The organism is Ruegeria sp. AM5, from assembly GCF_056540645.1.
Window position 1 is genome coordinate 107,575 of the sequence record NZ_JBQFXC010000001.1, and the last position, 24,753, is coordinate 132,327.

A 24,753-nucleotide genomic window follows, 5' to 3' on the forward strand; every position below is an offset into this window, starting at 1 on the left:
TGCAACCTCACAACAGCAGCGCGATGATGCCCGGCCAAATCAGAAGAACGGAAAGCGCCAGCAACTGGATCCCGATGAATGGCAGGAAGCCGCGGAAGATATCCGTCAGGCTAATATGTGGCGGGGCCACCGACTTCAGGTAGAACGCGGCCGGGCCGAAAGGGGGCGAGAGGAAGCTGACCTGCATGTTCATACAGAACACGACGCCGAACCAGATGGCGACATGACTCGGCTCCAACTGGCCAAAGACTCCGATTTCCTCGATAGGAAGGCGCAGGACGATCGGGAGAAAGACCGGAATGATCAACAGTACGATGCCGACCCAATCCATGAATGCGCCCATGAACAGCAAGATTAGCATCATTACCAGAATGACCAACATGGTCGGCAGCTCCTGGCCGACGATCAGGTCGGCCACGTATTGGGGCCCGCCAGCAATGGTGTAGGCACCCGCCAGCGCGGCGGCCCCGATCGTAACCCAGATGATGGTGCCTGTGGATTTTAACGTCCGCATCAAGCTGTCCCAAACCAGCTCGAACGATCCTTCGCCCCGCAGGATGGCGATGATCAGAACGGCGAAGGCGCCCATGCCTGCAGCCTCAGTGATCCCTGTGATCCCGCCATAGATCGAACCGAGCACGACGCCGATTACGACCAGCGGCGCGACGAGACCCTTGCCCATTTCCCAACCGATTTTTGCGCGTTGTCTGCCAAAGACGAAGAAAATCAGCAGAAGGGCGACGATCGTGATGCCGGCAAACCAGGGCAGGTAGTCAGCCGTTCCCAGCCTCGCGGGCTCACCCTGGCTGGCAGCGTTCGAGCCTGAGAGCTCGAAAAACGCGGCCCGGATAAACAGAACGGTGGAAAATCCGGCGACAACGATGCTCATGAAGGCCCCAAACAATTTGCGTTTTTCGGCCGGTTCTGGGTCGTTTGGGTCCGGTTCCGGCAGCGGAGCGTGATGAGGATTCAACCGCGTGCGGATGATGATGTACAGGATGATCATCGAGGCCAGCATGAAGCCGGGAATGAAAGACGCGGTGAACAGCGACTTGATCGAGGTTTCGGTGATCAGCCCATAGATGATCAGAACGATCGAAGGAGGGATCATGGTGCCCAGAGACCCTGAGGCGCAGATGACGCCGATCGCGAGATTCTGATCGTAGCCCAGGCGCAGCATCTGGGGCAGGGCGATAAGGCCCAGCAGGACAACCTCACCGCCGATGATGCCGGACATGGCAGCCATGATCACCGCCATGATCGAGGTCACGATCGCGATGCCGCCGCGTGTTCTGGACAGCCAGACATTCAGCGACGAATACATGTCGCGCGCGATCCCGGACCGCTCTAGCAGCGACGCCATGAAGATAAACAATGGCACGGATATGAGCACGTAGTCCGTTAAGAGCCCGTATATCTTCTGCGCCAGGATATAGAGCGGCCCAGTCCCTGGCCGACCGGTGAGAATCCCGTCGCCGAATGAAAACGGGTTTAAAAGCAGTGTCGGTTCGAATTTGAGCACAAGAACCAGAACCGCAAGCGAAGCCGAGGCCAGACCCAAGGGCATCCCGATCGCCAGAAGCACAATCAGGGCGACCATCAGGATGAGTGAGATTGTTCCAATGTCCATCAGTCTTGACCCACCGCCCGTTTGATCATTTCAATTTCGTCTTCGTCCGGTTCATCTGTGTGGATTTCCGGTTCTTTGTTCCAATCCGCGACCAGGTTCAAAATTGCTTGCATTGCGACGAGCGTAATCACGATCAGCACCATCGGCTGCAACGTCGCCGGGATCGGCGGATTGAAGGCAGAGCCATAAAGCTCCCATTTGTAGAGCTTGTTGACGAACACCTGTTTGTAGCTGCCGTAGACAAGAAAGAAGGCAAATAGCACGATCAGTATAGTCGAAACCGTATCAAAAACGCGCTGAAGCCAACGTGGAACTGCGTCGTACATCAGGAATATTCGAATGTGACTGCGTTGCTGCATGGCGTAGTAGCCAGACATCAAGAACACAAAACTGGCGAACCAGAGTGTCATTTCGTTCGCCCACTCGGTCGGCTTCTCCAGTATGTAGCGCATGAAGACTTCGTAGAGCATGACGACAGTCATGATTGCGATCATCATCATCGTCACTCGACCTATGAACAGGGCGAAACGGTCCATTACCGTCGAGCCTTCGAACTCCATCGTCGCCGGGCGCACGGTCTTGGTACCAATCACTGCAAGAAACGGTAGAAGGACGAGCGCGGCCATGTCGATGATGTCGACATACCCCCCGAATACGCCAGACAATTCGGGCGTAACGTCGCTGCGAAGATATATTTCAGTTACCTGACTTTTGAGGGATTCAGAGGTGTAAGGCAGCCAGTCCAATAGGAATGCGGGAAGATGCCAAACAAGCCAGCTGGCTGTTGCGACGAAGGCCAACGGTATGAGCCATTCAATTAGTCCGCCTGAGTTCTTGTGCATCGCGTAACCCTCGTCCTTATCCTTCGATCCTGTAGTGATCGATAAAGTCTCGGTCCGGCTCGACACCCAATCCGGGGCCAGTCGGGATCATGACTCGGCCGTTGTTGGCCTTGACCTGATTTTGAATTTCCAGCGGTTCGGTCAGCAGATCGTCCCGAAACTTGTTGTCCGTTGTGTCGAACTCCAGCATCGGCTCCCATGGATGCAAGCCGCCTGGAATTGCGGGCATGGCCGCTAGTAAATGCAGATTAGTTGCGACGGCGATGGCGCTACCCCAGACGTGATTTACGACCGGAGTGAAATGTGCGTGGCATAGAGACAGTACCCTGAGATACTCTGAAACACCGCCCAAAGCACAAACCTCTGGCTGCGCGATATCGATGCCACGGTTTTCAAGAAGATTGCGCCATGCCCAGCGATTGAATACCGCTTCTCCGCCCGAGATGTTTACTTTAAGCGAAGTGCGCAGTTCGCGGTATCCGTCAATGTCTTCTGGCGCGACCGGTTCTTCGAACCAATATGCGTCCAGTTCTTCCAGCGCCCGACCGACAAAGAACGCGTCTGAAGTCGTATAGGCATGGTTTGCATCGACCATAAAAGGAAAGTCGTCACCAACTCCGCGTCGAACTGCTTCGCACAGTTTCACATCAGGCTTCGGGCCAAAGCCCGTTTTCATTTTGGTGGCGGTAAATCCCATTGCCTTGATCTTTGCGGCTTCATCCTCAAAACGGCTTGCAAGACTAGATATCGGTTCATCCCGGAGCATCATGCCGTAGCCGTAGCAAGGAACGCTTGCGCGATGAGCCCCGCCGACAAGCTTATGGAGGGGGAGGCCAGAGATTTTGCCAGAGATGTCCCAAAGTGCGATGTCCATCCCGGACAAAGCCTGTATTGGCATTCCACTTTGGCCATGGTCTCGCAAAAGATTGTACACCTTGTGCCAGATCACGTCTTTGTCCAAAGGGTCCATGCCAAGGACCATTGGTTGGATTACATTTTCCACGATGGATTTGTTCGCAATGGCTACGTTTCCGGGACCAAAGCACTCCCCCCAACCGGTTACCCCTTCATCTGTCTGAATCTCGACCAGATGGGTTGTACGCTTGTCATAATACTGTTGCGAGTAGCCCAGAACTTCCGGCATGTCGTACTGCAGTACATGACTTATTATTCTGGTGATTTTCATGAAGTTCTGGATCCCGGCGCCGATCCGGAGAGGCCGCAAGCGCGGCCTTTCCGTGTGTCGTAGTTCGATCGAAGCCTGATTATTGCATTGCGCCCAGGTCACGCAGGAAGTTGATGTGGCTTTCCAAAAGCGCCTGTGCTTCAGGTGTCGTTGCGAACTCCGTCCAACCGACCTGAACGGCCGCGCGATACGCTGCCAGGTCTTCAGGCGACCATTCGTACAACTGCACGCCTTTTGCCTTCAAGTCTTTTGCAGTCTGAGCGTTCTGCACCTCATTGATTGTGGCATTGTGCAATGCCAGGCTATCCATTGCGACTTCCATGATCTTCTTGTGATGCGCGGGCATCGCTTCCCAGACGTCTTTGCGACAAGCTAGGTGATCTGCAGGCATCGAGTGGAAACCGGGATAGTTTGTGTGGCCTGCGATCTCGTACAGACCGAGGCCTACATTGTTCGTCAGGTTCGCAGCATCCGCACCATCAATGATACCGGTTTCCAAAGCCGTGAAGATTTCGTTGAAGTCCATCACGATCGGAGAAGCACCAAGTTCCGCGAACACCTTGGTAGCAAGGCCTGGAGGCGAGCGGAACTTCCAATCTTTGAAGTCTTCCACTTTTGCAATCGGCTTGGTCGAAGACAACGACTCTGGCCCGGGAATCCACCATCCGATGAATTCCATGTCGTAGCCGTTGTATAGATCATTTACAGCTTCTCTTCCGCCGCCATGAAGAAGCCAAGCCATTTGCTGATATGGGTTCTGATATCCGCCGAGCAGGTCGCCCGCAAACTGGAAGGCCGGGTTTTTACCGGTCTGATAGCCGCCGCCCGTCATGTCGCAATCCAGAATTCCTGTAGCTGCGGCATCGAAGGTTTCAACTGATTTGACCACCGAAGAGGAATAGAACATTTCGACTTCGATTTCGCCGTTCGACATTTCCTGAATGTCTTCAACGAATTTTGCAGCCATCTGGCCTGACAGAGTTTCGGGCGAAAAATGGGTTTGAATTCTAAGCTTCGTTGTTTCAGCCATCGCGAAACCGGCTGCCATTGTCGTGGCTACGGCCGCCAGGGCCGCTGTCTTGACTATTTTCATATTGTCCTCCCAGACGTTGAGCGTGCGCGGTGTGGAAGATCTTGCCGCCTCCTTTGCTGTCGCGCAGGTAAACGTTAAGCCGACGAATCGAATGCAACAAGAAAAAATTGAAATTTCTAAAAATTTCGAGATTCTTGCGATAATTCGAAAATAAGGTTAGGACGCTACTTGGACAAAACTTGAAGGTGCATACTGGAATGAACGACGAAATAGATATTTATCAAGATCTTAAGATGCGCCTGATCTCTAATGGATTCGAGCATGGAGCGAAGGTGCGGGCTGAAGAACTTCGTAAAGTGTATGGCTGTTCTGCGAGCGCCGTTCGTGAAGTCCTTTTTCGTTTGGCCGCTGTTGGTTTGGTGGACTTTCAGGAACAAAAAGGTTTCCGCGTGCCAATGCGTTCGCCGCAGAAGCTTATCGAATTGACGCACGTCCGTGTTCTGTTGGAGGCCGAAGGCACCGCAATGTCGATCCGTAATGGCGGGGTGGATTGGGAAGCAAGATTGACGGCCGCACATCACAAACTCAGCCATATCGAAAAACGCATTCACGCCACAGACGACCCGAGCGGCCTTATCGAGATATGGTTTGCCTCGGAAAAGGAATTTCACCAAACACTTATTTCTGCCTGTGGCTCGGAAACTTTAAAACAAATGCATAGCCGAGTTTATGCGCAATTCAGACAGCAGTTGATGGTGGCAGACCGGAACTTTGAATTCATTTCTCAGAACATAAGACACCATGCCGATATACTTGAAGCAGCATTGTCAGGGGATGAGCAGTTAACACGAGAGAAAATACACGATCATCTGGAACGCCATCTAACTGGAAAGACGATGGGCGACTAAAGCCGAAAATCGTCTTCCAAATACACCTGAATGATTTCGTCGAAGCTTGATTCCGCCTTGAACCCCAACTCCAGAGCGCGATCTGTTTGAAAGTCTCGCGGCCAATTCTTGACTATTCGTTCGATTGTCTCGTCGGGTTCTTGCCTGATTAGGCCAACCGCTTCTTGGCCGGCCACTTTGCGCAGAGCTTCGATTTGTTCGGCGACGGTGCAACTTACGCCAGGCATGTTCAATGCGCGTCTATCATTCAAAAGCTGCGTGTCCATTGTTGCTGCGTGGGTCAAAAAAGTCGCAGCGGCGCGGGGGCTGGCGTGCCAGTGGCGAACGGTTTCGGCAACTGGCAAGACAGCCTCATCCCCATTCAATGGCTCTCGGATTATACCTGAAAAGAAGGACGAAGCGGCAGCGTTGGCTTTGCCCGGGCGCACACACAAAGTGGGCAAGCGCAAGGAAATACCGTCGACATATCCTTTCCTGCTGAAATCCGTGATCATCAATTCAGCCGCCGCTTTCTGCGCTCCGTAACTTGTCAAAGGTGCCGAGAGGAACTCATCGCTTATCTTTTCAGGGAATGGTGACCCGAAAACTGCTATGGACGAGGCAAAAACCAGACGAGGTGTGTACTCGTTTCCTGATGCCTCGTGTTCATCCTTAAGTGCGTTCAGCAGTGCCCACGTTGCCATAAGGTTTACATCCCAACCCAACGCAAAGTCTGTTTCAGCTTGGCCTGAAACGATAGCTGCAAGATGAAAAATGACGTCTGGCCGCTGCGTAGCAAAAGACTTAGCTATGCCTGACGCAGTAAAGTTCCCCACAATTTGATTACCTGCCGCACTGTCGGGCGGGAACGAGAGATCGAACAGTGAGACTTGGGCATCGGCTCCGAAGGTTTCTTGGGTCGACACGCGATGGGCCAGTTTCTGACCCAGCATTCCTCCGCCGCCTATAATCAGGATCCGCGTCACAGCATTCCGTTCCGTTTTTTGAGTTCTAGATACAAAGCTGAATGATCCAGTTCGGCCCCATCCATTTCGTCTATCAGATATTCGAAACGGTCGCGCACAGATCGGGTGCTAGGTAGCTCAACGCTAAGGCTTCGTGCTTCCTCCAGCGTGTTGTCCAAATCCTTTAGTTGAAACTTAGACAAACCACCGGGTGCGAAATTTCCATCAGACATGCGTTCGCCATGTTGTTGCAAGATAATACTATCCGCAAAGCCCCCCTTCAGTGCGGCCCTCAACGCGGTGGGGTCCGCACCACCTTGCTGAGCCAGTAGAGTCGCCTCGGCGACTGCCGATATTGTTACAGCGACAATTGTTTGATTGGCCAATTTGCACAATTGACCAGAACCACTTGGGCCAACATGTACAGGCCGGCCCATTGCTGTCAGAACCGGTCGCACGCGCTCCATAACGTCCTGATCGCCACCGACCATGATCGCAAGGGTGCCAGCTTCGGCACCTTTGGTGCCACCGGAAACCGGGGCGTCCAGATGCAGCACCCCCATCGAGGAAAGCTGCGCGGATTGCTCTCTTGCGTGTTCGGGTTTGGCGCTCGACATATCAATCCAGATCATCCCCGGTTTGAGTTGCTCGCGGAAAGCCTCGTCAGCAAGTAGCGCGCCGGTCGCGTATCCATCCGAGAGCATGGTTATTATTACGTCTGCACCCGAAACCGCCAGCGGGGCAGTTTCCACCAATGTCGCGCCTTCTGCTGTCAACGGTTTGGCCTTTTTCAAGCTGCGGTTCCATACAGTGAGCGGAAACTCGGCGCACAAAATATTCCGCGCCATAGGAGCTCCCATCAGGCCGGTTCCCAACAGAGCCACTTTGAACTGCTTGCTCATCATCTACTGTCCTTCCGAAGGTGCGCCACGCATGGTTATGGCCAAACCAAAATCTCTGTCATACGCTAACGGCTCTGTGCCCACATGCCAGAAGTCGTTGCAAATCCGCCAAGGTTTCTTTGCTTCTCGGTTGATCTGTGGGACGACGTAACACTTGTCCAGTCGCCACTTTTGAGGTCGGAATATTTATATGTCAGAAAGACTTAAGGGAAAAAGCGTCCTGGTCACAGCCGCCGCACAGGGGATCGGACTTGCAAGCGCAATTGCAATGGCAAGAGAGGGTGCAAAAGTCTATGCGACGGATATTAGCCCCAAAAAACTAAATTTGATTCGCGGTCAGAATCTCGAAAATCTCGAAATTTTCGAGATGGATGTGACGAATAATGACAGCATTCATAATGGGGTCGCGCGAGCGAAGCCGGACGTTTTGTTCAACTGCGCAGGGTTCGTGCATCACGGAACTATTCTGGATGCAACCGATGAAGAGTGGGATTTCGCCATGGACCTTAATGTGCGCTCAATGGTGCGCACGACAAAGGCTGTATTGCCGGGAATGCTAGAGCGCGGAGGAGGCTCGATAATCAATATGTCTTCCGCACTGGGTTCCATAATCGGTGCGCCAAATCGTTTTGTATATGGAACGACAAAAGCCGCTGTTGTCGGGCTGACGAAATCGGTAGCCGTGGACTTCATAACAAAAGGAATCCGGTGCAATTGCATTTGTCCGGGAACAGTCGACAGTCCCAGTTGGCGTGACCGCGTAGATGCGTTGGGCGAGCAACTGGGCAGCAGAGAAGAGGCCCTTGCACAATTTGTGGCGCGACAGCCTATGGGGCGTGTAGCGAAAGCAGAAGAGATTGCTGCATTGGTCGTCTATCTGGCGAGCGATGAAAGTGCATTCACCACAGGACACACGCACATAATTGACGGGGGTTGGTCAGGCCAATGACAAAAGTATCAAAAAACGATTTGCGATCTCGCAAGTGGTTCATGAATTCTGAGAACCTTGAGATGACTGCATTGTATCTGGAAAGATACCTGAATTACGGATTGACCCGTGAGGAACTGCAATCAGGCAAACCGATCATTGGCATTGCTCAGACCGGCAGTGATTTGAGCCCCTGTAATCGGCATCATATCGAATTGTCCAAACGTGTTCGCGATGGAATCATCGCCGCCGGGGGAACGTGCATCGAAATACCGGTCCACCCGATACAAGAGACAGGTAAACGGCCAACGGCGTCACTCGACCGCAACCTGGCTTATCTGTCCTTGGTTGAGAGTCTATTCGGGTATCCGATTGACGGCGTTGTTCTGAACATTGGTTGCGACAAGACCACGCCCGCGCTTCTTATGGCCGCTGCGACCGTCAACATCCCAGCGATCGCCCTGTCGGTCGGTCCCATGCTCAACGGCTGGTGGAAAGGTGAGCGCGCCGGATCGGGAACGGTTATTTGGAAAGCGCGCGAAGACCTTGCGGCTGACGAAATCGACACCGATGAGTTCATGGAAATCGCAGCCGCCGCAGCACCTTCGGTGGGTTATTGCAATACGATGGGAACAGCAACGACCATGAATTCGCTTGCTGAGGCCTTGGGTATGCAATTGCCCGGATCAGCAGCCATTCCAGCCCCGTATAGAGAGCGCGGTCAAATCAGTTATGAAACGGGTAAACGCATTGTGGACATGGTCTGGGAGGATCTACGCCCCAGCGATGTGATGACACGTCAGGCTTTTGAGAATGCGATTGTTATCAACTCTGCGATTGGTGGATCGACGAATGCGCCGATCCACCTGAATGCAATCGCTCGGCATCTTGGTGTTCCGTTGACCAACGATGACTGGCAGAAACTTGGCCACGACGTTCCACTGTTGGTTAACATGCAGCCTGCGGGTGAGTATCTGGGCGAAGATTACCAACAGGCCGGAGGTGTACCCGCCGTTGTCGGAGAGCTTCTTCATGCTGGATTGCTCCCGCATCCCGATGCGATAACGGTGAACGGCAAGACAATGGGCGACAATTGCTCGGCACGCCGGTCTCAGAATAGCGACGTAATCAAGCCCGTCAGTAACCCGGTTAAGCAACAGGCGGGGTTCATCAATCTCTCAGGCAACCTGTTCGAGAGTGCGATTATGAAAACATCTGTGATCTCACAGGCATTTCGAGAGACCTACCTGTCGAACCCGGATGATCCGGATGCATTTGAGGGCAGGGCGGTTGTGTTTGATGGGCCTGAGGACTTTCACCATCGGATTGATGATCCTGCAGAAAACATCGACGCAAACTGTATTCTGATTATGCGCGGAGCGGGACCAAAAGGATACCCTGGTGCTGCTGAGGTCGTGAACATGCGGCCGCCCTCATATTTGTTGAAACAGGGCATCGAAGCCCTTCCTTGCATCGGTGATGGACGGCAATCCGGTACATCAGGAAGTCCGTCTATCCTGAATGCCTCACCCGAAGCTGCAGAGGGTGGTGGATTGGCTTTGGTGCGAAATGGTGACCGACTGCGCATCGATCTTGGCAAAGGCACAGCAGATATGCTGGTTTCGCTCGAAGAACTGCATCAACGCGCCCGCGATCTGGAGGCAAAGGGTGGTTATTCAACCCCGCCCAACCAATCCCCGTGGCAGGAATTATTCCGCGAAAAAGTAGATCGGTTGGATCGCGGTATGACGCTCAAGGGTGCAGAAAACTACCGCGATATCGCGCGAGGCTTCATGCCACGCGATAACCACTAAAAGGAACAGAAATGAAACTTGTTCGTTACGGAGCCAAGGGCTCGGAAAAGCCAGCCCTGGTCGACTCTGAGGGTCAATTGCGGGATCTGTCCGCTCATATCAATGATATCACGGGGGATATGTTGGATGACGGAACGCTTGATAACCTGCGGTCATTGGATCCGAACAACCTGCCAATTGTAAAGGGTGACCCTCGTATCGCTCCGTGTGTCGGTGACATCGGCAAATTTCTTTGCATCGGTTTGAACTACTCGGACCATGCTGCAGAAACCGGCGCAGATATTCCCGAGCATCCGATACTTTTTTTCAAGGCGAACTCGGCTGTCATTGGTGCTTATGACGATGTTGTTATGCCGCGGGGGTCTACACATACCGACTGGGAATGCGAACTGGGGGTCGTCATTGGTAAGACAGCCAAATATGTTTCCAAGGCCGACGCACTCGAATATGCTGCGGGCTATTGCATTGTAAACGACGTGTCGGAAAGGCATTTTCAAACGCAACTGACAGGTCAATGGACCAAAGGAAAATCCTGCGACACTTTTGGCCCTACCGGCCCGTGGCTAGTGACCCGGGATGAGGTGCCGGATCCTCAGTGTCTTGGTATGTCTCTGGATGTAAACGGTCAGCGCATGCAAACCGGGAATACCGCCACGATGATCTTTTCCGTTGCCGAGATCATTGAGCATCTAAGCCAACTTTTTACACTGCACCCCGGTGACGTCATTTCAACTGGAACACCGCCTGGTGTTGGAATGGGAATCAAACCGGAACCAGTTTATCTGAAAAATGGCGACGTCATGGAGCTTCGTATCGATGGGCTTGGTGTTCAGCGGCAAAAGGTCGGCCAAGATGACTGACTTGTTGCAAATCGGAGGGATCACTGAACGGATGCGAGGACGCCTGTCTTCAGTGTTCAATATTCATCAATTGGACGATTTCAACGCGGAAAGTATTACGCATATCGTAACGAACGGGCATGATGGCGTTCCGCATGACCTAATGATTTCACTCAGTAATCTGAAGATGATCAGCGTCTATGGAGTCGGCTACGACGCCGTCGACGCTAATGCTGCGGCTGAGCGTGGGATTGTTGTGACGCACACGCCCAATGTGTTGAACAAAGAAGTCGCAACCACCGCCGTTCTGCTGTTGCTGTCATGTTATCGAGAGCTCATACGTGACGATGATTACGTCCGGTCCGGGCGATGGGAAGTTGAAGGTAATGCCCCTTTGACGCGATCAGCGGACAATCAAAAAATAGGCATTCTTGGTCTTGGTCGCATTGGTCAGGCGATTGTTGATAAGTTGGAGCCGTGGGCACCCGAAATCTCATATCACACCCGCAATCAAAAGGATGTCCCGTACCGATATTTCGACAATTTGGTTGAAATGGCAGAGCATGTGAACGTTCTCATATGCATCACGCCTGGCGGCCCGTCGACCAATAGGCTGGTCAACGCTGAGGTGTTGCGCGCGTTGGGGGCAGGCGGCACTCTGATAAACGTTAGTCGAGGTTCGGTTGTCGACGAAACTGCCTTAATTACTGCATTGCAAAATGGTGAGCTCGGGTGGGCAGGGCTTGATGTCTTCGAGGACGAACCGCGCGTTCCAAAAGCATTGCGCGAGTTGTCCAATGTCGTTCTGCTCCCTCACGCTGGTAGCGCGACTTTTGAGACGCGTGCAGCAATGGGTGACCTGACTGTCGACAATCTGCTGCAACACCATAAGGACGGATCGGTGATCACAGCTGTGCCGGAATGCAGAGATCTGTAATAGGCCAATCTGAAAAGTGTTTGAGTTTGCTGTCGCGGTTTTCTTTCTGCTGATTACGCCGGGCCCGGGTGTTCTAACAACTGCGGGTATCGGATCAGCATTTGGTTTTCGAGCTGGACTCGCCTTTGTGGCTGGTCTGATGCTGGGCGGGTTCATCAACATGATGTTAGTTGTCTCTGGAGTCGCTGCGGTTGCTTTGGCTGTACCGGTGCTTAGAACTTTGTTGCTATTCGCCTCTGTCGGGTATCTGGTATTTCTCGCCTGGCGTATTGCCAGCGCCGGCTCAAAGGTCGGATTTTCTCCTGCGGTTTCGCCGCTTGGTTTTGCGAACGGTCTGACACTTCAGTTCATCAATCCCAAGGCTTACGTGGTCGGCACAGCATTGTTTTCAGGGTTTGCCTTTTTGCCCGATGCGCCCGTTTGGGAGGTCGTCATAAAAATCGTAGTATTCAATATGATTTGGGTTCCAGTGCACATGATCTGGCTGGGTGCTGGCGCAAAGCTGGGTAGCCTTGATTTAAGCGAGAGATCGCATCAAAGGATCAATATTGCGATGGCCGCTTCATTAATGGTGGTTGTGGTGATTGCCTTGGGGTCGGCGCTATGAACGATATCTAAGTCGGTCTTACTTAGCAGGCGATTGGAAGCTGCAGATCAAAGTGACGCCGTTATTCCACCATCGACATAGAGAGTATGACCATTGACGAAACTGGATGCAGGGGAAGCAAGGAAAATGGCGGCGCCGACAAGTTCTTCTACATTGCCCCAGCGACCGGCCGGGGTACGTTTCTCAAGCCATGAGCTAAACTCTGGGTCGGCAACCAAGGCGGCGTTCAAAGGTGTATCGAAATATCCAGGCGCAATGGCATTGCAGTTTAGACCATACTTAGCCCAATCAGTTGCCATTCCTTTTGTAAGATTGGTCACGGCGCCTTTTGTCGCCGTGTAAGGCGCAATACCCGGTCTTGCTAATGCGGATTGAACCGACGCAATGTTAATGATCTTACCAGACTTTCTTTCAATCATGTGCCGTGCCACAGCCTGACCGACGTGAAAGACGGACGCTACATTTGTCTGTAGCAGGCGCTCGAAGGCATCAGCGGGGAAATCCTGTAACTCCGTCCTGTGTTGCATTCCGGCGTTGTTTATCAGGATGTCTATTGGGCCGACTTTTTCTTCAAAGTCGTCCACAGCAGATCGGACACCTTCATGATCGGTTGCATCGAACGAAAGTTCGCGTACCGAGGCGCCTGTTTCGCTCAGCTCGGATGCTGCTGCCGCTAGTTTAGTGGCATCGCGACCGTTCAAAACGACCTCCGCACCGGCAGCAGCCAAACCACGAGCCAACGCAAATCCAATGCCTTGGCTAGAGCCTGTTACGAGCGCGCGTGTTCCCTCTAGGCTAAACATTTCAAGCGTCATGCAAAAATCCCTTGGTTGTCAGCACCGACTATCCGTATCTTTTGGCAATCTGTATAGGGAGTCCGTGCAATGTCTTCGGCCAGTGTTGCTGTTGTTATCCATGCCGCAAAAGATCTGAGGTTGGAAAACCGGGATGTGCACGACGTGGGGCCAGACGAAGTCTTGATTGCCATGCGCGCGGGAGGGATTTGCGGCTCTGACCTGCATTATTATAACCACGGTGGTTTCGGCGCGATCAAGTTGCGTCAACCGATGGTGCTTGGACACGAAATCGCCGGGGAAATAGTGAGAGTTGGGTCAAGTGTGCAGGGGTTGCATTTAGGTCAACTGGTTGCAGTATCTCCATCCCGACCTTGCCAATCCTGCCTTTATTGTCTGAACGGGCAGCAAAACCACTGTCTTGATATGAAGTTCTATGGCAGTGCGATGCCGTTCCCGCATATCCAAGGCGCTTTTCAAAGCAAACTCGTCGCGAAAGCCAGTCAATGCGTTCCGGCAGATGGGTTAAGTCCTGCGCAGGCCGCTATGGCCGAACCTTTGGCGGTCTGTTTGCACGCGATTAAACAAGCCGGGAGCCTCTTAGGTAAAACGGTACTTATCACGGGATGCGGTCCAATCGGCTGCCTCACGATCTTGGCGGCGCGTCGTTCTGGGGCGGCCAGAATAGTGGCGACGGATATCTCGGACCAGACCCTCGCTCTGGCGCGTGAATGCGGGGCAGACGATGTCATCAACACCTACACCGATCCGCAAAAACTGGAGCAGTTTGAAAACGACAAGGGTCAGGTTGATGTACAACTTGAGTGTTCCGGGGCTCAATCGGCTCTGGCTTCTGGCGTCGCATGCTTGCGACCGGGTGGAAAATTGGTTCAGCTTGGTCTGGGCGGAGATATGACTGTGCCGATGCAGGCGTTGACTGCAAAAGAGATAGTGCTTCGCGGGTCTTTCCGTTTCCATTCCGAGTTCTCAGTCGCGGTCGAGATGATGCGAAGCGGACTAATAAACGTCGACCAGTTGGTGACGCATTCCTTCGAGGTTGGCGAGGCCATCACTGCTTTCGAGGTCGCGTCCGATCGAACCCAATCAATGAAGGTGCAGTTAACTTTTCCGGATAATGACAATGGATAAACGAACGCGTGATATTGCAAAGACTTATGAAAGAGACGGTTTCGTAGCTCCGCTGGATATCCTGACAGCTTCTGAGGTCCAAACGCTGCGCGATGATTTTGAGAAAGCTGAGCGCATTCTTAGAGACGACCCAGATAAACTCAAGCTTCTATATTCTTATCCGGACAGGCTGATACCATCATTCGATGCACTACTTCGCCATCCGAAGCTGATTGAGGCTGCTTCAACGGTGTTAGGGCCGGACCTCATGGTTTGGAGCGGTGCACTTTTCGTAAAAGAAGCGCGATCATCGAAGATAGTCTCGTGGCACCAAGACTTGACCTATTGGGGATTGGATGATGCTGAAGAGGTTACCTGTTGGGTTGCGATTTCAGAAGCGTCTGAGCAAAGCGGGTGTATGAAGTTTGTTCCTGGCAGCCACAAAAGCCGTATCGTGCCTCACGTGGACACCTTCAGCGAAAACAATCTTTTGTCACGCGGGCAGGAAATCGCAGTCGATGTGAACGAAAAAGATGCAGTTGCTGCCGAATTGCGTGCAGGGCAGGCATCCATGCATCACGGGCATCTCTTTCACGCATCAGGGCCCAATAACACAGACGATAGACGCATTGGTGCGGCGTTGCGTTTCATAAAGCCTTCAATGAAACAGCAGAATGGCGTGAAAACTTTGGTTGCGCTTGTCGCAGGGCGAGATGATTTTGGGCATTTTTTACTTGCGTCCTCCCCTCAGGGCTTTTTGCATGAGAACGATTTCGTTTTGTGTCAAAGGGATGCAGACCGCAAGAAACAAATACTCTTCGCCGGAGTGTAATGGTTCCCTTCGCAAGTTCAGAACCATTGTTATTTCGCCCCGATAGCCGACCTGAAGCGCGAAAACTGGTGGACTTACAAGTGTTATCATCGTCGCTCAGCTTTTCTTCCATCGGGCAAAAAACTGAAGAGGTCGTCTACGGCAAGCTCGAAATTAGACTATTCATCGCTAGCTCATAAGGCATTCTGTTTGGTCTTGTCAGAAGAACTTTGCTTAAGCGGGGTAGGGGTGTTGCATAGCTTTTGCCCATGACCAGACCTGCCTCTTTCAAATATTTCAAAACCAGCCCCGAGATCATCCTCCTGACCGTGATGCTGTACATCCGTTTCCCGCTCTTGCTTCGGAATGTCGAAGATTTGTTGCACGAGCGAGGCATCGACGTGAGTCACGAAACTGTCCGATATGGATGGAACAGGTTCGGTCCGATCTTCGCCTCTGAGATCAGACAAAAGCGGGTGCAACAACTGCGTGCATTCTCGAAATGGAAGTGGCAGGTGGACGAGGTTTTCGTGAAGGTGAATGGCAAGAAACATTACCTCTGGCGGGCCGTAGATCATGAGGGCGAAGTGCTGGAAGCAGTTGTCATCAAACGTCGAAACAAAGCTGCAGCATTGAAATTCCTCAAGAAATTGATGAAGCGATGCGGTAAAGCGGAAACCGTCGTCACGGATCGCTTCGCCGGATACAGAGTCGCGGTCAGAGAGCTGGGCACGCTCGAAAAACAACCGACGGGTAGGTGGCTCAACAACCGCGTCGAGAATTCGCACCTGCCGTATCAACGACGCGAGCGCGCGATGCAGGGTTTAAGGCGCATTCGAAGTTTAAAGAAATTCGCTTCTGAGCATTCCTCCGTATACAACCACTTTAATCAGGAAAGATCCCTCACCAGCCGAGCCTCCTTCAAGCTGACGCGAACCGCCGCTCTTGACGAGTAGCGTCAACTTTGTTCCGGATAGGTTCGCGGTTTCCGCGGCAAATTGAGACTGGTTAAAATTCGTCTGACAGCACTTGCATCCAAATCAATGGGTCCAGAGCCTAGCTGAGATTGGTTCATATTTGTTCTACTGCGTTATCTTTCCATGTTGGCCCACGTTTAGGGTTCCCTTCTCCTGCACCTCTGCGTACACGCCCATATCCATGTGGCCCAAGTGTTTCCGAATAAGGAACGGGATTTTCAGGTCTCGTTCGGCTGTTTGAGGGTTAACTTCGGTAGCGGCACATCTTTTTGTTCGCGAAATTATCTTTAGTTTCACATCGCCAAAGGCCAAGGTTGAGCCGACAGAGTCCAACTCGGAAAATGGAGGTGGTCCGTCCAATTCAATATTCGCACGAAACCTTGCCGGGTGTATTTCCACATTCAGCTCTCTACTAAGTGCATCAACAGACGCTAGGTTGAGAACGGAAATTGCGTTCATCATTTTTGGCGACACGACCGAAACGTCTGTGAATCGATGCGGATGGGAAGAGACAAACACTGGCGGTTCGGGGTCTCTTAAGTCGAGTGTGTTATTGAGGAAACTCGCCGCGTCCAATTGCCCGTTTGGCTCACTCATATCGAAGTGGAGAGTTTTCCTTCCGTGCTTAATTTCCAGCAATTGAGTTTGAGCGTCGAATTTAGTTTGCAGTCCAGCCAGTCTTGCTTCGTTCAAAAGTACAACAAAGCGGTCTTTTCTCAATGGTTTTGGATCTCGAGGGTCGAAACCGGAGTTGTAGCGGGCAAAGCCGAAAAGGCGGTCACCAGGAATGCCGTCACCCGCTCGCAGGTTTATGGTGCTTAGTGGTTCCGGGCTCAAACCTTTGATTGGGTAGCGGTTCATCCGGACAATGGTGAGTTTACTCATAATTGGGGTCCTGGCTTGTCGAGATATCCGTGTGGTGAGGCTAGCTAGCGCTCTCCTAGCGATCCTACATTGGATTCTTGGTTGAACGGCAAGAATTGGGCTTCGGCATAATCATGGATAAGCTCGGGTTGGAAATGCAATACCGTCGGTGCCTTGATTTGAAGAATCAGCGCGTTTGATTTCGAATTCCTTCTTCCTTTGCGCTTGATGAACCTGAGTGATCGAGAAGAAGAAATATATAGTAAAAGCATATTATTACTGGGATACGTTGATGTGTTGGCGGTGATTTTGAGGTACGAACCTCAAAATTTTCTGGACTTGAGGTGCGTACCTCAAATAGCCTTATAGACATGCCGCGATTCGCACATCCTCGAATGACGGCGCAAAAAAGGGAGGAATGGATGACTTACTCAAAACTGGCCTCGGCCAGCGCAATAGTCCTTGCCGCTACTACTCTTTCTACAAGGGCATATGCCGAAGATCTGACACTGTGTTGGGCAGCATGGGACCCGGCCAACGCTCTAGTTGAGCTTTCAAAAGAATTCGAAGCTGAGTCCGGCCATACTATGAACTTCGAGTTTGTGCCGTGGCCAAATTTTGCGGACCGGATGCTGAATGAGCTGAACTCTGGGGGTAAGCTCTGTGACCTGTTGATCGGAGATAGTCAGTGGATCGGCGGGGGCGCTGAAAATGGTCATTATGTAAAACTGAATGATTTCTTCGATGCCGAGAGCATCAGCATGGACGATTTCGCGCCGGCAACGGTTTACGCCTATTCGACATGGCCTAAAGGTACTCCGAACTACTACGCATTGCCCGCAATGGGGGATGCAAACGGCTGGTTCTATCGCAAGGACTGGTTCGAGAATCCGGACATCCAAGCTGCGTACAAGGAAGCAACAGGGCAAGATTTGCGTGAACCTCAGTCTCAGAAAGAATTGCTGCAAATCGCGCAGTTTTTCCAGGGTCGTGAGATCGATGGAAAGACGGTCTACGGTGCGGCGATCTTTACAGAGCGTGGGTCCGAAGGGATCACCATGGGTGTGACCGGAGCGCTCTATCCGTGGGGCTTCAAATATGAAAACACACCAGGATCCTACGATATGGAGGGTGCCGTAAACTCGCCCGAAGCAGTCGAAGCGCTAGAGTTTTACAAAGAATTCTACAAAACAGCGACACCCCCAGGATACACAAACTCCTACATGGGAGAGAGCTTGGACGCCTTTAAGTCCGGTCAGGTCGCCATGGCTATGAACTGGTTCGCGTTCTTCCCGGGTCTCTATGCCGATCCCAATACCGGTGGTGACAAGATCGACTTCTTCGTGAACCCACCACAAAATCAGGCAGGCTCGACACTGGGCGGACAAGGTATCTCTGTTGTCAGCTACTCTGACAAACAGGACGCCGCGCTCGAGTACATTAAGTGGTTCGCGCAGCCAGAAGTTCAGGCCAAATGGTGGGAACTAGGCGGCTACTCAGCACATAATTCGGTGCTTGAAGATCCTGGTTTCGTAGACAGCCAACCGTTCGCCGGTGACTTCCTCGAAGCAATGGCCGGGGTGCAGGATTTCTGGCAAGAGCCTGCCTACGCGGAACTGCTGCTGGCAATGCAGAAGCGCATCCACGACTACGTGGTTGCCGACCAAGGCACAGCTCAAGAAGCGCTTGATCTTCTGATCGAAGATTGGACGGAAGTCTTCGAAGACGAAGGCAAGCTTTAGTCCGGACACAGGCAGGAGCGGGTGCAAACCCGCTCTACCTTCACCCGTGAGTCCTAAACCAACAAGAACTGGCAAAGAGATGTCTGACAGGACCGTAGATCGCGTTGCGCAGGCAACGCCCGAGCGAGTTGCGCGAAAAATTCGGGGGTTATCCGACCGCGCGATCGCCTGGGTATTCATCTCCCCAACGATATTTCTACTGCTGGCGATCAATATCTTCCCTTTGATCTGGACCATCCAACTGAGCTTTACCAACTACAAGGCCAACCGGATCGGCCGTGAAGTCAAAGATGTCGGGCTCAGGAATTACGAGCGTATCCTGACGGACTCGGACACCTGGCTGAACATGCAGGCGACGGCGCATTTCCTGTTCTGGACGATTTTTTTTCAAGTCCTGATCGGATTTACTCTGGCGTGGTTGATCAACAAGAAATTCAAGGGCAATGATCTTTGGACCACGATCATCGTGCTGCCGATGATGTTGTCGCCTGCCGTCGTCGGGAACTTCTGGAAGTTTCTCTATCAGCCCCAGATCGGTCTGTTTAACTACATCGTATCGTGGTTTACCGGCAAAGACCCGTCGAGCTTTGAGATGCTCGGGTCCGTAACGCTGGCGCCCTGGTCCATCGTGATTGTCGACACCTGGATGTGGACCCCCTTCGTGATGCTCATCTGTCTGGCCGGGCTGCGCAGTATTCCCGATTACATCTACGAGGCAGCTGAGATCGACAGGGCCAGCAAGCTGCGCCAGTTCTTTACGATTACCATCCCGATGGTCCTGCCATTCCTCATGTTGGCGGTGCTGTTTAGAGGGATCGAGAACTTCAAGATGTTCGATCTGGTGGTGCAACTGACGGGCGGCGGGCCAGGGTCTGTTACGGAGCTGACCTCCATCAATTTGAAGCGCGAAGCCTTTGAGAAATGGCGCACGGGTTATGCCTCGGCCTATGCGATCATCCTTTTCGTCACCGTGTTCGGCCTTGCGTCGATCTACGTCAAAGCCCTGAACAAGGTGAAACAGAGATGAGCAGTTTTTCCGTCACCGAACCTTCGAACCGTTCAAAGTGGATCGCCGGGTTTCTGGTTATCACCTATGCGCTGATCACGATGATCCCGCTGGTTTGGATTTTGCTAACTGGCTTCAAGTCTCCAGCCGACGCGATCAGCTATCCGCCCAAGGTTGTCTTTGACCCAACACTTGAAGGCTATGTCAATCTCTTCACCACTCGCACACGGCAGACGCAGGAGTTCCTGGAAGCCAACCCGCCACAGAACTGGGCCGATGAGATCGTCCGCCAATACGACATGGTGATTGTCGGGCCATCCAAGTTTGGCGAGCGTTTTATGAATTCGGTGATCATCGGGTTTGGATCGACGTTCCTAAGCATCTTCCTTGGCACCTTGGCTGCTTATGCATTCAGCCGTTTCAAGGTGCCGCTCAAGGATGACCTTCTGTTCTTCATCCTCAGTACGAGAATGATGCCCCCGGTTGCCGTTGCGATCCCAATCTTCCTGATGTTCAGAAACCTCGGTCTAAGCGACACGCATTTGGGGATGATCCTTCTGTATACGGGTGTGAACATCTCGTTGGCTGTTTGGCTGCTGAAAGGGTTCATCGACGAAATCCCGCGAGAGTACGAGGAAGCGGCACTAATAGATGGCTACACCCGGTTTCAGGCCTTCTACAAAGTTGTACTGCCACAAGCCGCCACAGGCATCGCGTCAACTGCGATCTTCTGCCTGATCTTCGCTTGGAATGAGTACGCGTTTGCCGTGCTGCTGACATCTGCGAACGCGCAGACCGCACCGCCGTTCATCCCGACTATCATCGGCATCGGCGGTCTAGATTGGCCTGCAGTTGCGGCTGGTGCCACGATCTTCCTGATTCCGGTCATGATTTTCACCATCCTGATGCGCAAACACCTGCTGCGCGGGATCACATTCGGAGCGGTGCGCAAATGAGCGAGTTTCTATCAGGATTAATGCGTTTTCGCCGAGGCCCATGGGAGATGGTCGCGACCATCCTCATCGCGGTCGGCGTATTTATGCTGATGCAACCGTTCGTCCTTTGGGCGTTCACTTATTCCTTCATCGTTACGCTGATCGGAACTGTCATGTTCATCATCGTCAGCCATTTTCCGGAGTAGAAATGGCCCAGATCGTTGTCAAAAACGTAAAGAAGATGTTCGGCGATTTCACCGCTGTGCGGGAAAGCTCGTTCACGATTGAAGATGGTGAATTCTTCATGCTGCTTGGTCCATCGGGCTGCGGCAAAACAACGACGCTGAGGATGATCGCAGGCTTGGAGCTTCCAACATCGGGTGAGATCTATCTCGACGGCGAAGAAATCAGCCAGCGACCCCCATCAGAGCGAGACATTGCATTCGTGTTCCAGATGTTTGCGCTGTATCCCCACATGAACGTGCGCAAAAATATCAGCTACCCCCTGAAATCGCAGGGCATGCCGCGTGCTGCTGTAAAAGCCAAAGTAGAAGAAGTCGCGGGAATTCTGGGGATCAACGACATCCTCGATAGCCCGGTAGGTGGACTGTCAGGTGGCGACCGGCAGCGTGTGGCGCTGGGCCGCGCGATCGTTCGCGAACCCAAGGCATTCATGATGGACGAACCGTTGGGTGCCTTAGATGCCGAGTTTCGAGAACACATGGCCGAAGAGTTACGCGCGCTTCATGACCGTATGGGCGCAACCACTGTTTACGTGACACACGACCAGTTGGAAGCCATGCAAATGGGCGACAAGATCGTAGTGATGAACAACGCTGTGATTGAGCAATTCGGCACACCTCAGGAAATCTACGACAAACCAGCCACAATGTTCGTTGCAGATTTTATCGGGTCCCCTTCCATGAACTTCCTGCCGTTTCAAGGAAAGGTCGCGCCTGACTCGGAAATGGTTCGACTAAATGGCCATGACGAAGCCGTGCCCAAACTGATGGAGGGGGCGGAAGGTGACTTAGTTTTTGGGGTTCGCCCTGAGCATGTTTTTCTATCGGATGCGAGCGCCTACAGAGCCAAGGTTCTGGCGACAGAATATTTGGGAACCACCCAGATCGTGACGCTGCAAAGCCCGAACGGAGAGCTGAAAGCCCGGATTGATGCTCGCGAAGTCGTAAATCCCGGCGAGACGGTGGGGTTAGAGTTCCGCTCACCCTCAGTAACACTGTTTGAAAAGGCCACCGGACGCGCGTTGAGGTCCGCTCTGAACGACGAGGTACTAAGTAATGGCTGAAGTCGTTTTAGAGAATATCTCGAAGTCATTCGGCAATCTAAAGGCGGTGGATGATATCTCAATGACGATCCCCAACGGCGCCTTTGTGGTGCTATTGGGTCCAACGGGCGCGGGAAAGACAACGACGCTGAGATTGATATCCGGACTTGAGAAACTGGATTCTGGAACCGTTCGCATTGCTGGACGGGATGTTGGAATAGAAACGCCAGCCCAGCGCGATGTGGCTATGGTTTTCCAGCAATACTCACTGTACCCGCATATGACAGTGCGGGAGAACCTGTCTTTTCCTCTGAGGTCGCCGATCCTGAAGACGCCAGAGGATGAGATCAAGCGGAAGGTTAACGAAGTTGCGGACATCCTCCAGATTCCGCACAAGTTGAACAACAAAGCGACTGAACTGTCTGGCGGTGAAATGCAGCGCGTTTCAATTGGACGAGCGCTGGTGCGAGACCCCCAGATATTTCTGATGGATGAACCCCTCAGCTCTTTAGACGCCAAGCTTCGGGCGGATTTGCGGGTCGAATTAAAAAGAATTCAGGCGGATCTGGGATCGACCTTGCTATACGTGACCCATGATCAAGTCGAAGCCATGACAATGGCGACGCATATCGGCGTTTTGGAAAACGGCAGGCTGGTTCAGTACGGAACACCCCGGGACATCTATGAAAACCCCGGTAGCGTTTATGTCGCCAGCCGGTTGGGACTGCCGCGGATCAACATTCTGCCTTCCGAGCTGTTCGGAGGCAATCACAAAGGTCCGCAAATAGGTCTTCGCCCGGAAAACATCATCGAAGGAGAAGGCAGCGAAGCGCGGGTAATACGCGCAGAGCATCTGGGGGATCAAACGCGGCTACACCTGGACCTGAACGGTCACCCGGTTGTGACCTTGATTGATGTACATCAGGATTATCCATCTGGAAAACTTATAAAAATCCGCCCACACAACCCGTTGTATTTTGACGCGTCCGGCGCGCGCGTGAATTAAGGAGCAAAAGCATGGCCCAGTTCCTCAACACCAAAGAAACCCTTGTTACAGACGCGATTGACGGTCTTTTGGCCGCTTCTGGCGGCGCATTGACCCGATTGGACGGCTACCCGCATATCAAGGTGGTTTACCGCTCGGATTGGGACAAATCCAAGGTGGCATTGGTGTCTGGTGGCGGGTCTGGTCACGAACCTGCTCATGCTGGGTTTGTCGGGGCTGGCATGCTGACTGCGGCTGTGTGTGGAGAGGTGTTTGCATCGCCTTCAGTTGAGGCGGTTCTTGCGGGCATTCTGGCCGTGACCGGTGAGGCGGGGTGTTTGCTAATTGTGAAAAATTACACTGGTGATCGGTTGAACTTTGGGCTTGCGGCGGAACGCGCCCGCGCCTTGGGGCGCAAGGTTGAGATGGTGGTAGTCGATGATGACATCGCCTTGCCGGATCTGCCGCAGCCGCGTGGTGTGGCCGGGACCTTGTTCGTACACAAAATTGCAGGCGCGCTTGCGGAAGATGGCGCTGACCTGGACACAGTGACCAAGGCTGCAAAAAGCGTCATCGGTAAAGTGGTCAGTATCGGGATGAGCCTCGATACCTGCACCGTTCCGGGATCTCCGAAAGAGGACAGGATTGCACCGGGCAAAGCCGAGTTGGGCTTGGGAATCCATGGCGAACCGGGTGTTGAGCAGGTGGATTTTGCCAACGCGGTCACGGCTATGTCCACCGTCGTAGGAAAGTTAAAACAACGGATTAGCTCGGGGGAATGTGTTGCGTTGGTTAACAACCTCGGGTCTACAACCCCACTGGAAATGTCCGTGTTGACGCACGCGTTATCCGAAACAGGGATGGCGCGTCACATTATCGGTCCTTCGCCAATGATGACATCTCTGGACATGCACGGATTCTCTGTTTCTGTCTTGCCCGTGAGCGAAGGCGAACTGTCGGCGCTTGAAGCTCCGGTCGCTCTCGTGGCATGGCCAGGCGTCAATTCTATTGATCCAATTCAAGTCGCGCCTTTGCCTGATGGCTTGACACCGATTGATCCTATTCCATCCAACAATCCCGCGACGAAGGAAACGATCACGCGATTGTCCGAATTGATGATAAATGCTGAGAAGGACCTGAATGAGTTAGATGCCAAGTCCGGCGATGGAGATACCGGCAGCACATTGGCAACTGCGGCCAGGGCTCTGCAGGGTAGTCTGGACCGAATGCCACTTGCGGATCTGACGCAACTTTTTCCGGCTTTGGGCAACGAACTCAGCCAAACAATGGGTGGTTCTTCAGGGGTCATTCTTGCCATCTTTTTCAATGCAGCAGGAGACGCCTGCGCCAGTGGCGCATCGATCCCGAAGTCTTTGGCGGAAGGTTTGAACCGCGTCAGCCAGGTTGGGGGCGCGAAGGTCGGCGACAGGACAATGATCGATGCGTTGGCACCCGCTTTGGACGCTCTGCCTTTGGGATTGGTCCAAGCTGCACATGCAGCGCGCGAAGGCGCGGACAGCACTGCAAATATTCACCGTGCCAAGGCCGGTCGGGCCGCTTATGTTCCCGAGGAAAACCTGATGGGAAACAACGACCCTGGCGCTGAAGCCGTCGCCTTGCTGTTCGAGGGGTTGGCGCAGGAGATTAAAGGCTGAA

The 24,753-nt window shown here is 52.9% G+C and carries 24 protein-coding genes; 16 read left to right on the forward strand and 8 right to left on the reverse strand.

The annotated features are described in order from the left end of the window. Positions 1 to 7: 7 nt before the first annotated feature. The 4 genes from ACR0AH_RS00550 to ACR0AH_RS00565 form a co-directional block, all read right to left on the reverse strand. Entirely contained in the window at positions 8 to 1,630 is a 1,623-nt protein-coding gene (locus ACR0AH_RS00550; protein WP_170403499.1) for a TRAP transporter large permease, read from the reverse strand. Beyond that, positions 1,630 to 2,472: a TRAP transporter small permease subunit gene (locus ACR0AH_RS00555; protein WP_255612041.1), complete on the reverse strand. Its 843-nt coding sequence runs from the start codon at positions 2,470 to 2,472 to the stop codon at positions 1,630 to 1,632. Before ACR0AH_RS00555 ends, ACR0AH_RS00550 begins: the two co-directional genes overlap by 1 nt. Before the next feature lie 16 nt (positions 2,473 to 2,488). After that, complete coding sequence (locus ACR0AH_RS00560) at positions 2,489 to 3,658, reverse strand: mandelate racemase/muconate lactonizing enzyme family protein (RefSeq protein WP_480589848.1); 1,170 nt, start codon at positions 3,656 to 3,658, stop codon at positions 2,489 to 2,491. Positions 3,659 to 3,737: 79 nt separating this feature from the next. Then, positions 3,738 to 4,751: a TRAP transporter substrate-binding protein gene (locus ACR0AH_RS00565; protein ID WP_170396175.1), complete on the reverse strand. Its 1,014-nt coding sequence runs from the start codon at positions 4,749 to 4,751 to the stop codon at positions 3,738 to 3,740. A 197-nt stretch (positions 4,752 to 4,948) separates the two neighbouring features. Here ACR0AH_RS00565 and ACR0AH_RS00570 point away from each other — a divergent pair, with 197 nt between their 5' ends. Beyond that, entirely contained in the window at positions 4,949 to 5,599 is a 651-nt protein-coding gene (locus tag ACR0AH_RS00570) for a GntR family transcriptional regulator (RefSeq protein WP_170396177.1), read from the forward strand. On the opposite strand, the gene denD is transcribed toward ACR0AH_RS00570, so the two are convergent. Both denD and ACR0AH_RS00580 read right to left on the reverse strand, forming a co-directional pair. Beyond that, complete coding sequence (denD, locus tag ACR0AH_RS00575) at positions 5,596 to 6,564, reverse strand: D-erythronate dehydrogenase (RefSeq protein WP_480589850.1); 969 nt, start codon at positions 6,562 to 6,564, stop codon at positions 5,596 to 5,598. The genes ACR0AH_RS00570 and denD overlap by 4 nt on opposite strands. Then, positions 6,561 to 7,445, reverse strand: a complete 885-nt coding sequence (locus tag ACR0AH_RS00580) for an NAD(P)-dependent oxidoreductase (protein WP_480589852.1) — start codon at positions 7,443 to 7,445, stop codon at positions 6,561 to 6,563. Before ACR0AH_RS00580 ends, denD begins: the two co-directional genes overlap by 4 nt. A 190-nt stretch (positions 7,446 to 7,635) precedes the next feature. Between ACR0AH_RS00580 and ACR0AH_RS00585 the strand changes: the two genes are divergently transcribed. The 5 genes from ACR0AH_RS00585 to ACR0AH_RS00605 are packed head-to-tail and all read left to right on the forward strand — an operon-like array spanning position 7,636 to position 12,570. After that, the gene (locus ACR0AH_RS00585) at positions 7,636 to 8,394 is read left to right on the forward strand and encodes an SDR family oxidoreductase (protein ID WP_480589855.1); all 759 of its coding nucleotides are present in this window, start codon (positions 7,636 to 7,638) and stop codon (positions 8,392 to 8,394) included. Beyond that, the gene (locus ACR0AH_RS00590) at positions 8,391 to 10,187 is read left to right on the forward strand and encodes an IlvD/Edd family dehydratase (RefSeq protein WP_480589857.1); all 1,797 of its coding nucleotides are present in this window, start codon (positions 8,391 to 8,393) and stop codon (positions 10,185 to 10,187) included. Before ACR0AH_RS00585 ends, ACR0AH_RS00590 begins: the two co-directional genes overlap by 4 nt. 11 nt (positions 10,188 to 10,198) lie before the next feature. Continuing rightward, complete coding sequence (locus ACR0AH_RS00595) at positions 10,199 to 11,047, forward strand: fumarylacetoacetate hydrolase family protein (RefSeq protein ID WP_480589859.1); 849 nt, start codon at positions 10,199 to 10,201, stop codon at positions 11,045 to 11,047. Then, positions 11,040 to 11,963 carry a 2-hydroxyacid dehydrogenase gene (locus tag ACR0AH_RS00600; protein ID WP_170733450.1) on the forward strand — a complete coding sequence of 308 codons (924 nt, stop codon included), beginning with the start codon at positions 11,040 to 11,042 and terminating at the stop codon, positions 11,961 to 11,963. The genes ACR0AH_RS00595 and ACR0AH_RS00600 overlap by 8 nt, the downstream gene beginning before the upstream one ends. Positions 11,964 to 11,979: 16 nt before the next feature. Continuing rightward, the gene (locus ACR0AH_RS00605) at positions 11,980 to 12,570 is read left to right on the forward strand and encodes a LysE family transporter (protein ID WP_170403474.1); all 591 of its coding nucleotides are present in this window, start codon (positions 11,980 to 11,982) and stop codon (positions 12,568 to 12,570) included. A gap of 47 nt (positions 12,571 to 12,617) precedes the next feature. Here the strand turns inward: ACR0AH_RS00605 and ACR0AH_RS00610 are convergent, their stop codons facing one another. Beyond that, positions 12,618 to 13,385 carry an SDR family oxidoreductase gene (locus tag ACR0AH_RS00610; protein ID WP_480570454.1) on the reverse strand — a complete coding sequence of 256 codons (768 nt, stop codon included), beginning with the start codon at positions 13,383 to 13,385 and terminating at the stop codon, positions 12,618 to 12,620. A 69-nt stretch (positions 13,386 to 13,454) separates the two neighbouring features. Here ACR0AH_RS00610 and ACR0AH_RS00615 point away from each other — a divergent pair, with 69 nt between their 5' ends. The 3 genes from ACR0AH_RS00615 (at position 13,455) to ACR0AH_RS00625 (ending at position 16,259) form a co-directional block, all read left to right on the forward strand. Continuing rightward, positions 13,455 to 14,513: an L-idonate 5-dehydrogenase gene (locus ACR0AH_RS00615; protein WP_480589861.1), complete on the forward strand. Its 1,059-nt coding sequence runs from the start codon at positions 13,455 to 13,457 to the stop codon at positions 14,511 to 14,513. Next, positions 14,506 to 15,324, forward strand: a complete 819-nt coding sequence (locus ACR0AH_RS00620) for a phytanoyl-CoA dioxygenase family protein (protein ID WP_480589864.1) — start codon at positions 14,506 to 14,508, stop codon at positions 15,322 to 15,324. The genes ACR0AH_RS00615 and ACR0AH_RS00620 overlap by 8 nt, the downstream gene beginning before the upstream one ends. Positions 15,325 to 15,572: 248 nt before the next feature. Further along, positions 15,573 to 16,259, forward strand: a complete 687-nt coding sequence (locus ACR0AH_RS00625) for an IS6 family transposase (protein WP_170733448.1) — start codon at positions 15,573 to 15,575, stop codon at positions 16,257 to 16,259. 126 nt (positions 16,260 to 16,385) lie between these two features. On the opposite strand, the gene ACR0AH_RS00630 is transcribed toward ACR0AH_RS00625, so the two are convergent. Beyond that, positions 16,386 to 17,165, reverse strand: coding sequence for an MOSC domain-containing protein (locus ACR0AH_RS00630; RefSeq protein WP_170635300.1), 780 nt, complete (start codon positions 17,163 to 17,165; stop codon positions 16,386 to 16,388). A 401-nt stretch (positions 17,166 to 17,566) separates the two neighbouring features. On the opposite strand from ACR0AH_RS00630, the gene ACR0AH_RS00635 reads away from it, so the two are divergent. The 7 genes from ACR0AH_RS00635 (at position 17,567) to ACR0AH_RS00665 (ending at position 24,752) form a co-directional block, all read left to right on the forward strand. Continuing rightward, the gene (locus ACR0AH_RS00635) at positions 17,567 to 18,886 is read left to right on the forward strand and encodes an extracellular solute-binding protein (RefSeq protein WP_170424759.1); all 1,320 of its coding nucleotides are present in this window, start codon (positions 17,567 to 17,569) and stop codon (positions 18,884 to 18,886) included. A gap of 79 nt (positions 18,887 to 18,965) precedes the next feature. Further along, positions 18,966 to 19,913 (forward strand): carbohydrate ABC transporter permease, encoded by a 948-nt coding sequence (locus tag ACR0AH_RS00640; RefSeq protein ID WP_170567725.1) that lies wholly within the window; start codon positions 18,966 to 18,968, stop codon positions 19,911 to 19,913. Next, positions 19,910 to 20,848, forward strand: a complete 939-nt coding sequence (locus ACR0AH_RS00645) for a carbohydrate ABC transporter permease (RefSeq protein ID WP_010442361.1) — start codon at positions 19,910 to 19,912, stop codon at positions 20,846 to 20,848. Before ACR0AH_RS00640 ends, ACR0AH_RS00645 begins: the two co-directional genes overlap by 4 nt. After that, positions 20,845 to 21,033, forward strand: a complete 189-nt coding sequence (locus ACR0AH_RS00650) for a hypothetical protein (RefSeq protein ID WP_170399676.1) — start codon at positions 20,845 to 20,847, stop codon at positions 21,031 to 21,033. Before ACR0AH_RS00645 ends, ACR0AH_RS00650 begins: the two co-directional genes overlap by 4 nt. Positions 21,034 to 21,035: 2 nt before the next feature. Continuing rightward, entirely contained in the window at positions 21,036 to 22,133 is a 1,098-nt protein-coding gene (locus ACR0AH_RS00655) for an ABC transporter ATP-binding protein (RefSeq protein ID WP_480589867.1), read from the forward strand. After that, complete coding sequence (locus ACR0AH_RS00660) at positions 22,126 to 23,118, forward strand: ABC transporter ATP-binding protein (RefSeq protein ID WP_170403462.1); 993 nt, start codon at positions 22,126 to 22,128, stop codon at positions 23,116 to 23,118. Before ACR0AH_RS00655 ends, ACR0AH_RS00660 begins: the two co-directional genes overlap by 8 nt. Before the next feature lie 11 nt (positions 23,119 to 23,129). Continuing rightward, positions 23,130 to 24,752 (forward strand): dihydroxyacetone kinase subunit DhaK, encoded by a 1,623-nt coding sequence (locus tag ACR0AH_RS00665; RefSeq protein WP_480589869.1) that lies wholly within the window; start codon positions 23,130 to 23,132, stop codon positions 24,750 to 24,752. Position 24,753 lies beyond the last annotated feature (1 nt).

What these genes read in the sequence shown, in the direction of transcription:
- ACR0AH_RS00570 (WP_170396177.1), top strand. Translation starts at nt 4,949, where the DNA reads ATGAACGACGAAATAGATATTTATCAAGATCTTAAGATGCGCCTGATC.
- ACR0AH_RS00655 (WP_480589867.1), top strand. Translation starts at nt 21,036, where the DNA reads ATGGCCCAGATCGTTGTCAAAAACGTAAAGAAGATGTTCGGCGATTTC.
- ACR0AH_RS00580 (WP_480589852.1), bottom strand. Translation starts at nt 7,445, where the DNA reads ATGAGCAAGCAGTTCAAAGTGGCTCTGTTGGGAACCGGCCTGATGGGA.
- ACR0AH_RS00660 (WP_170403462.1), top strand. Translation starts at nt 22,126, where the DNA reads ATGGCTGAAGTCGTTTTAGAGAATATCTCGAAGTCATTCGGCAATCTA.
- ACR0AH_RS00615 (WP_480589861.1), top strand. Translation starts at nt 13,455, where the DNA reads ATGTCTTCGGCCAGTGTTGCTGTTGTTATCCATGCCGCAAAAGATCTG.
- ACR0AH_RS00635 (WP_170424759.1), top strand. Translation starts at nt 17,567, where the DNA reads ATGACTTACTCAAAACTGGCCTCGGCCAGCGCAATAGTCCTTGCCGCT.
- ACR0AH_RS00550 (WP_170403499.1), bottom strand. Translation starts at nt 1,630, where the DNA reads ATGGACATTGGAACAATCTCACTCATCCTGATGGTCGCCCTGATTGTG.
- ACR0AH_RS00585 (WP_480589855.1), top strand. Translation starts at nt 7,636, where the DNA reads ATGTCAGAAAGACTTAAGGGAAAAAGCGTCCTGGTCACAGCCGCCGCA.
- ACR0AH_RS00630 (WP_170635300.1), bottom strand. Translation starts at nt 17,165, where the DNA reads ATGAGTAAACTCACCATTGTCCGGATGAACCGCTACCCAATCAAAGGT.
- ACR0AH_RS00625 (WP_170733448.1), top strand. Translation starts at nt 15,573, where the DNA reads ATGACCAGACCTGCCTCTTTCAAATATTTCAAAACCAGCCCCGAGATC.
- ACR0AH_RS00640 (WP_170567725.1), top strand. Translation starts at nt 18,966, where the DNA reads ATGTCTGACAGGACCGTAGATCGCGTTGCGCAGGCAACGCCCGAGCGA.
- ACR0AH_RS00610 (WP_480570454.1), bottom strand. Translation starts at nt 13,385, where the DNA reads ATGACGCTTGAAATGTTTAGCCTAGAGGGAACACGCGCGCTCGTAACA.
- ACR0AH_RS00620 (WP_480589864.1), top strand. Translation starts at nt 14,506, where the DNA reads ATGGATAAACGAACGCGTGATATTGCAAAGACTTATGAAAGAGACGGT.
- ACR0AH_RS00565 (WP_170396175.1), bottom strand. Translation starts at nt 4,751, where the DNA reads ATGAAAATAGTCAAGACAGCGGCCCTGGCGGCCGTAGCCACGACAATG.
- ACR0AH_RS00645 (WP_010442361.1), top strand. Translation starts at nt 19,910, where the DNA reads ATGAGCAGTTTTTCCGTCACCGAACCTTCGAACCGTTCAAAGTGGATC.
- ACR0AH_RS00650 (WP_170399676.1), top strand. Translation starts at nt 20,845, where the DNA reads ATGAGCGAGTTTCTATCAGGATTAATGCGTTTTCGCCGAGGCCCATGG.
- ACR0AH_RS00555 (WP_255612041.1), bottom strand. Translation starts at nt 2,472, where the DNA reads ATGCACAAGAACTCAGGCGGACTAATTGAATGGCTCATACCGTTGGCC.
- ACR0AH_RS00595 (WP_480589859.1), top strand. Translation starts at nt 10,199, where the DNA reads ATGAAACTTGTTCGTTACGGAGCCAAGGGCTCGGAAAAGCCAGCCCTG.
- ACR0AH_RS00665 (WP_480589869.1), top strand. Translation starts at nt 23,130, where the DNA reads ATGGCCCAGTTCCTCAACACCAAAGAAACCCTTGTTACAGACGCGATT.
- ACR0AH_RS00560 (WP_480589848.1), bottom strand. Translation starts at nt 3,658, where the DNA reads ATGAAAATCACCAGAATAATAAGTCATGTACTGCAGTACGACATGCCG.
- ACR0AH_RS00590 (WP_480589857.1), top strand. Translation starts at nt 8,391, where the DNA reads ATGACAAAAGTATCAAAAAACGATTTGCGATCTCGCAAGTGGTTCATG.
- ACR0AH_RS00600 (WP_170733450.1), top strand. Translation starts at nt 11,040, where the DNA reads ATGACTGACTTGTTGCAAATCGGAGGGATCACTGAACGGATGCGAGGA.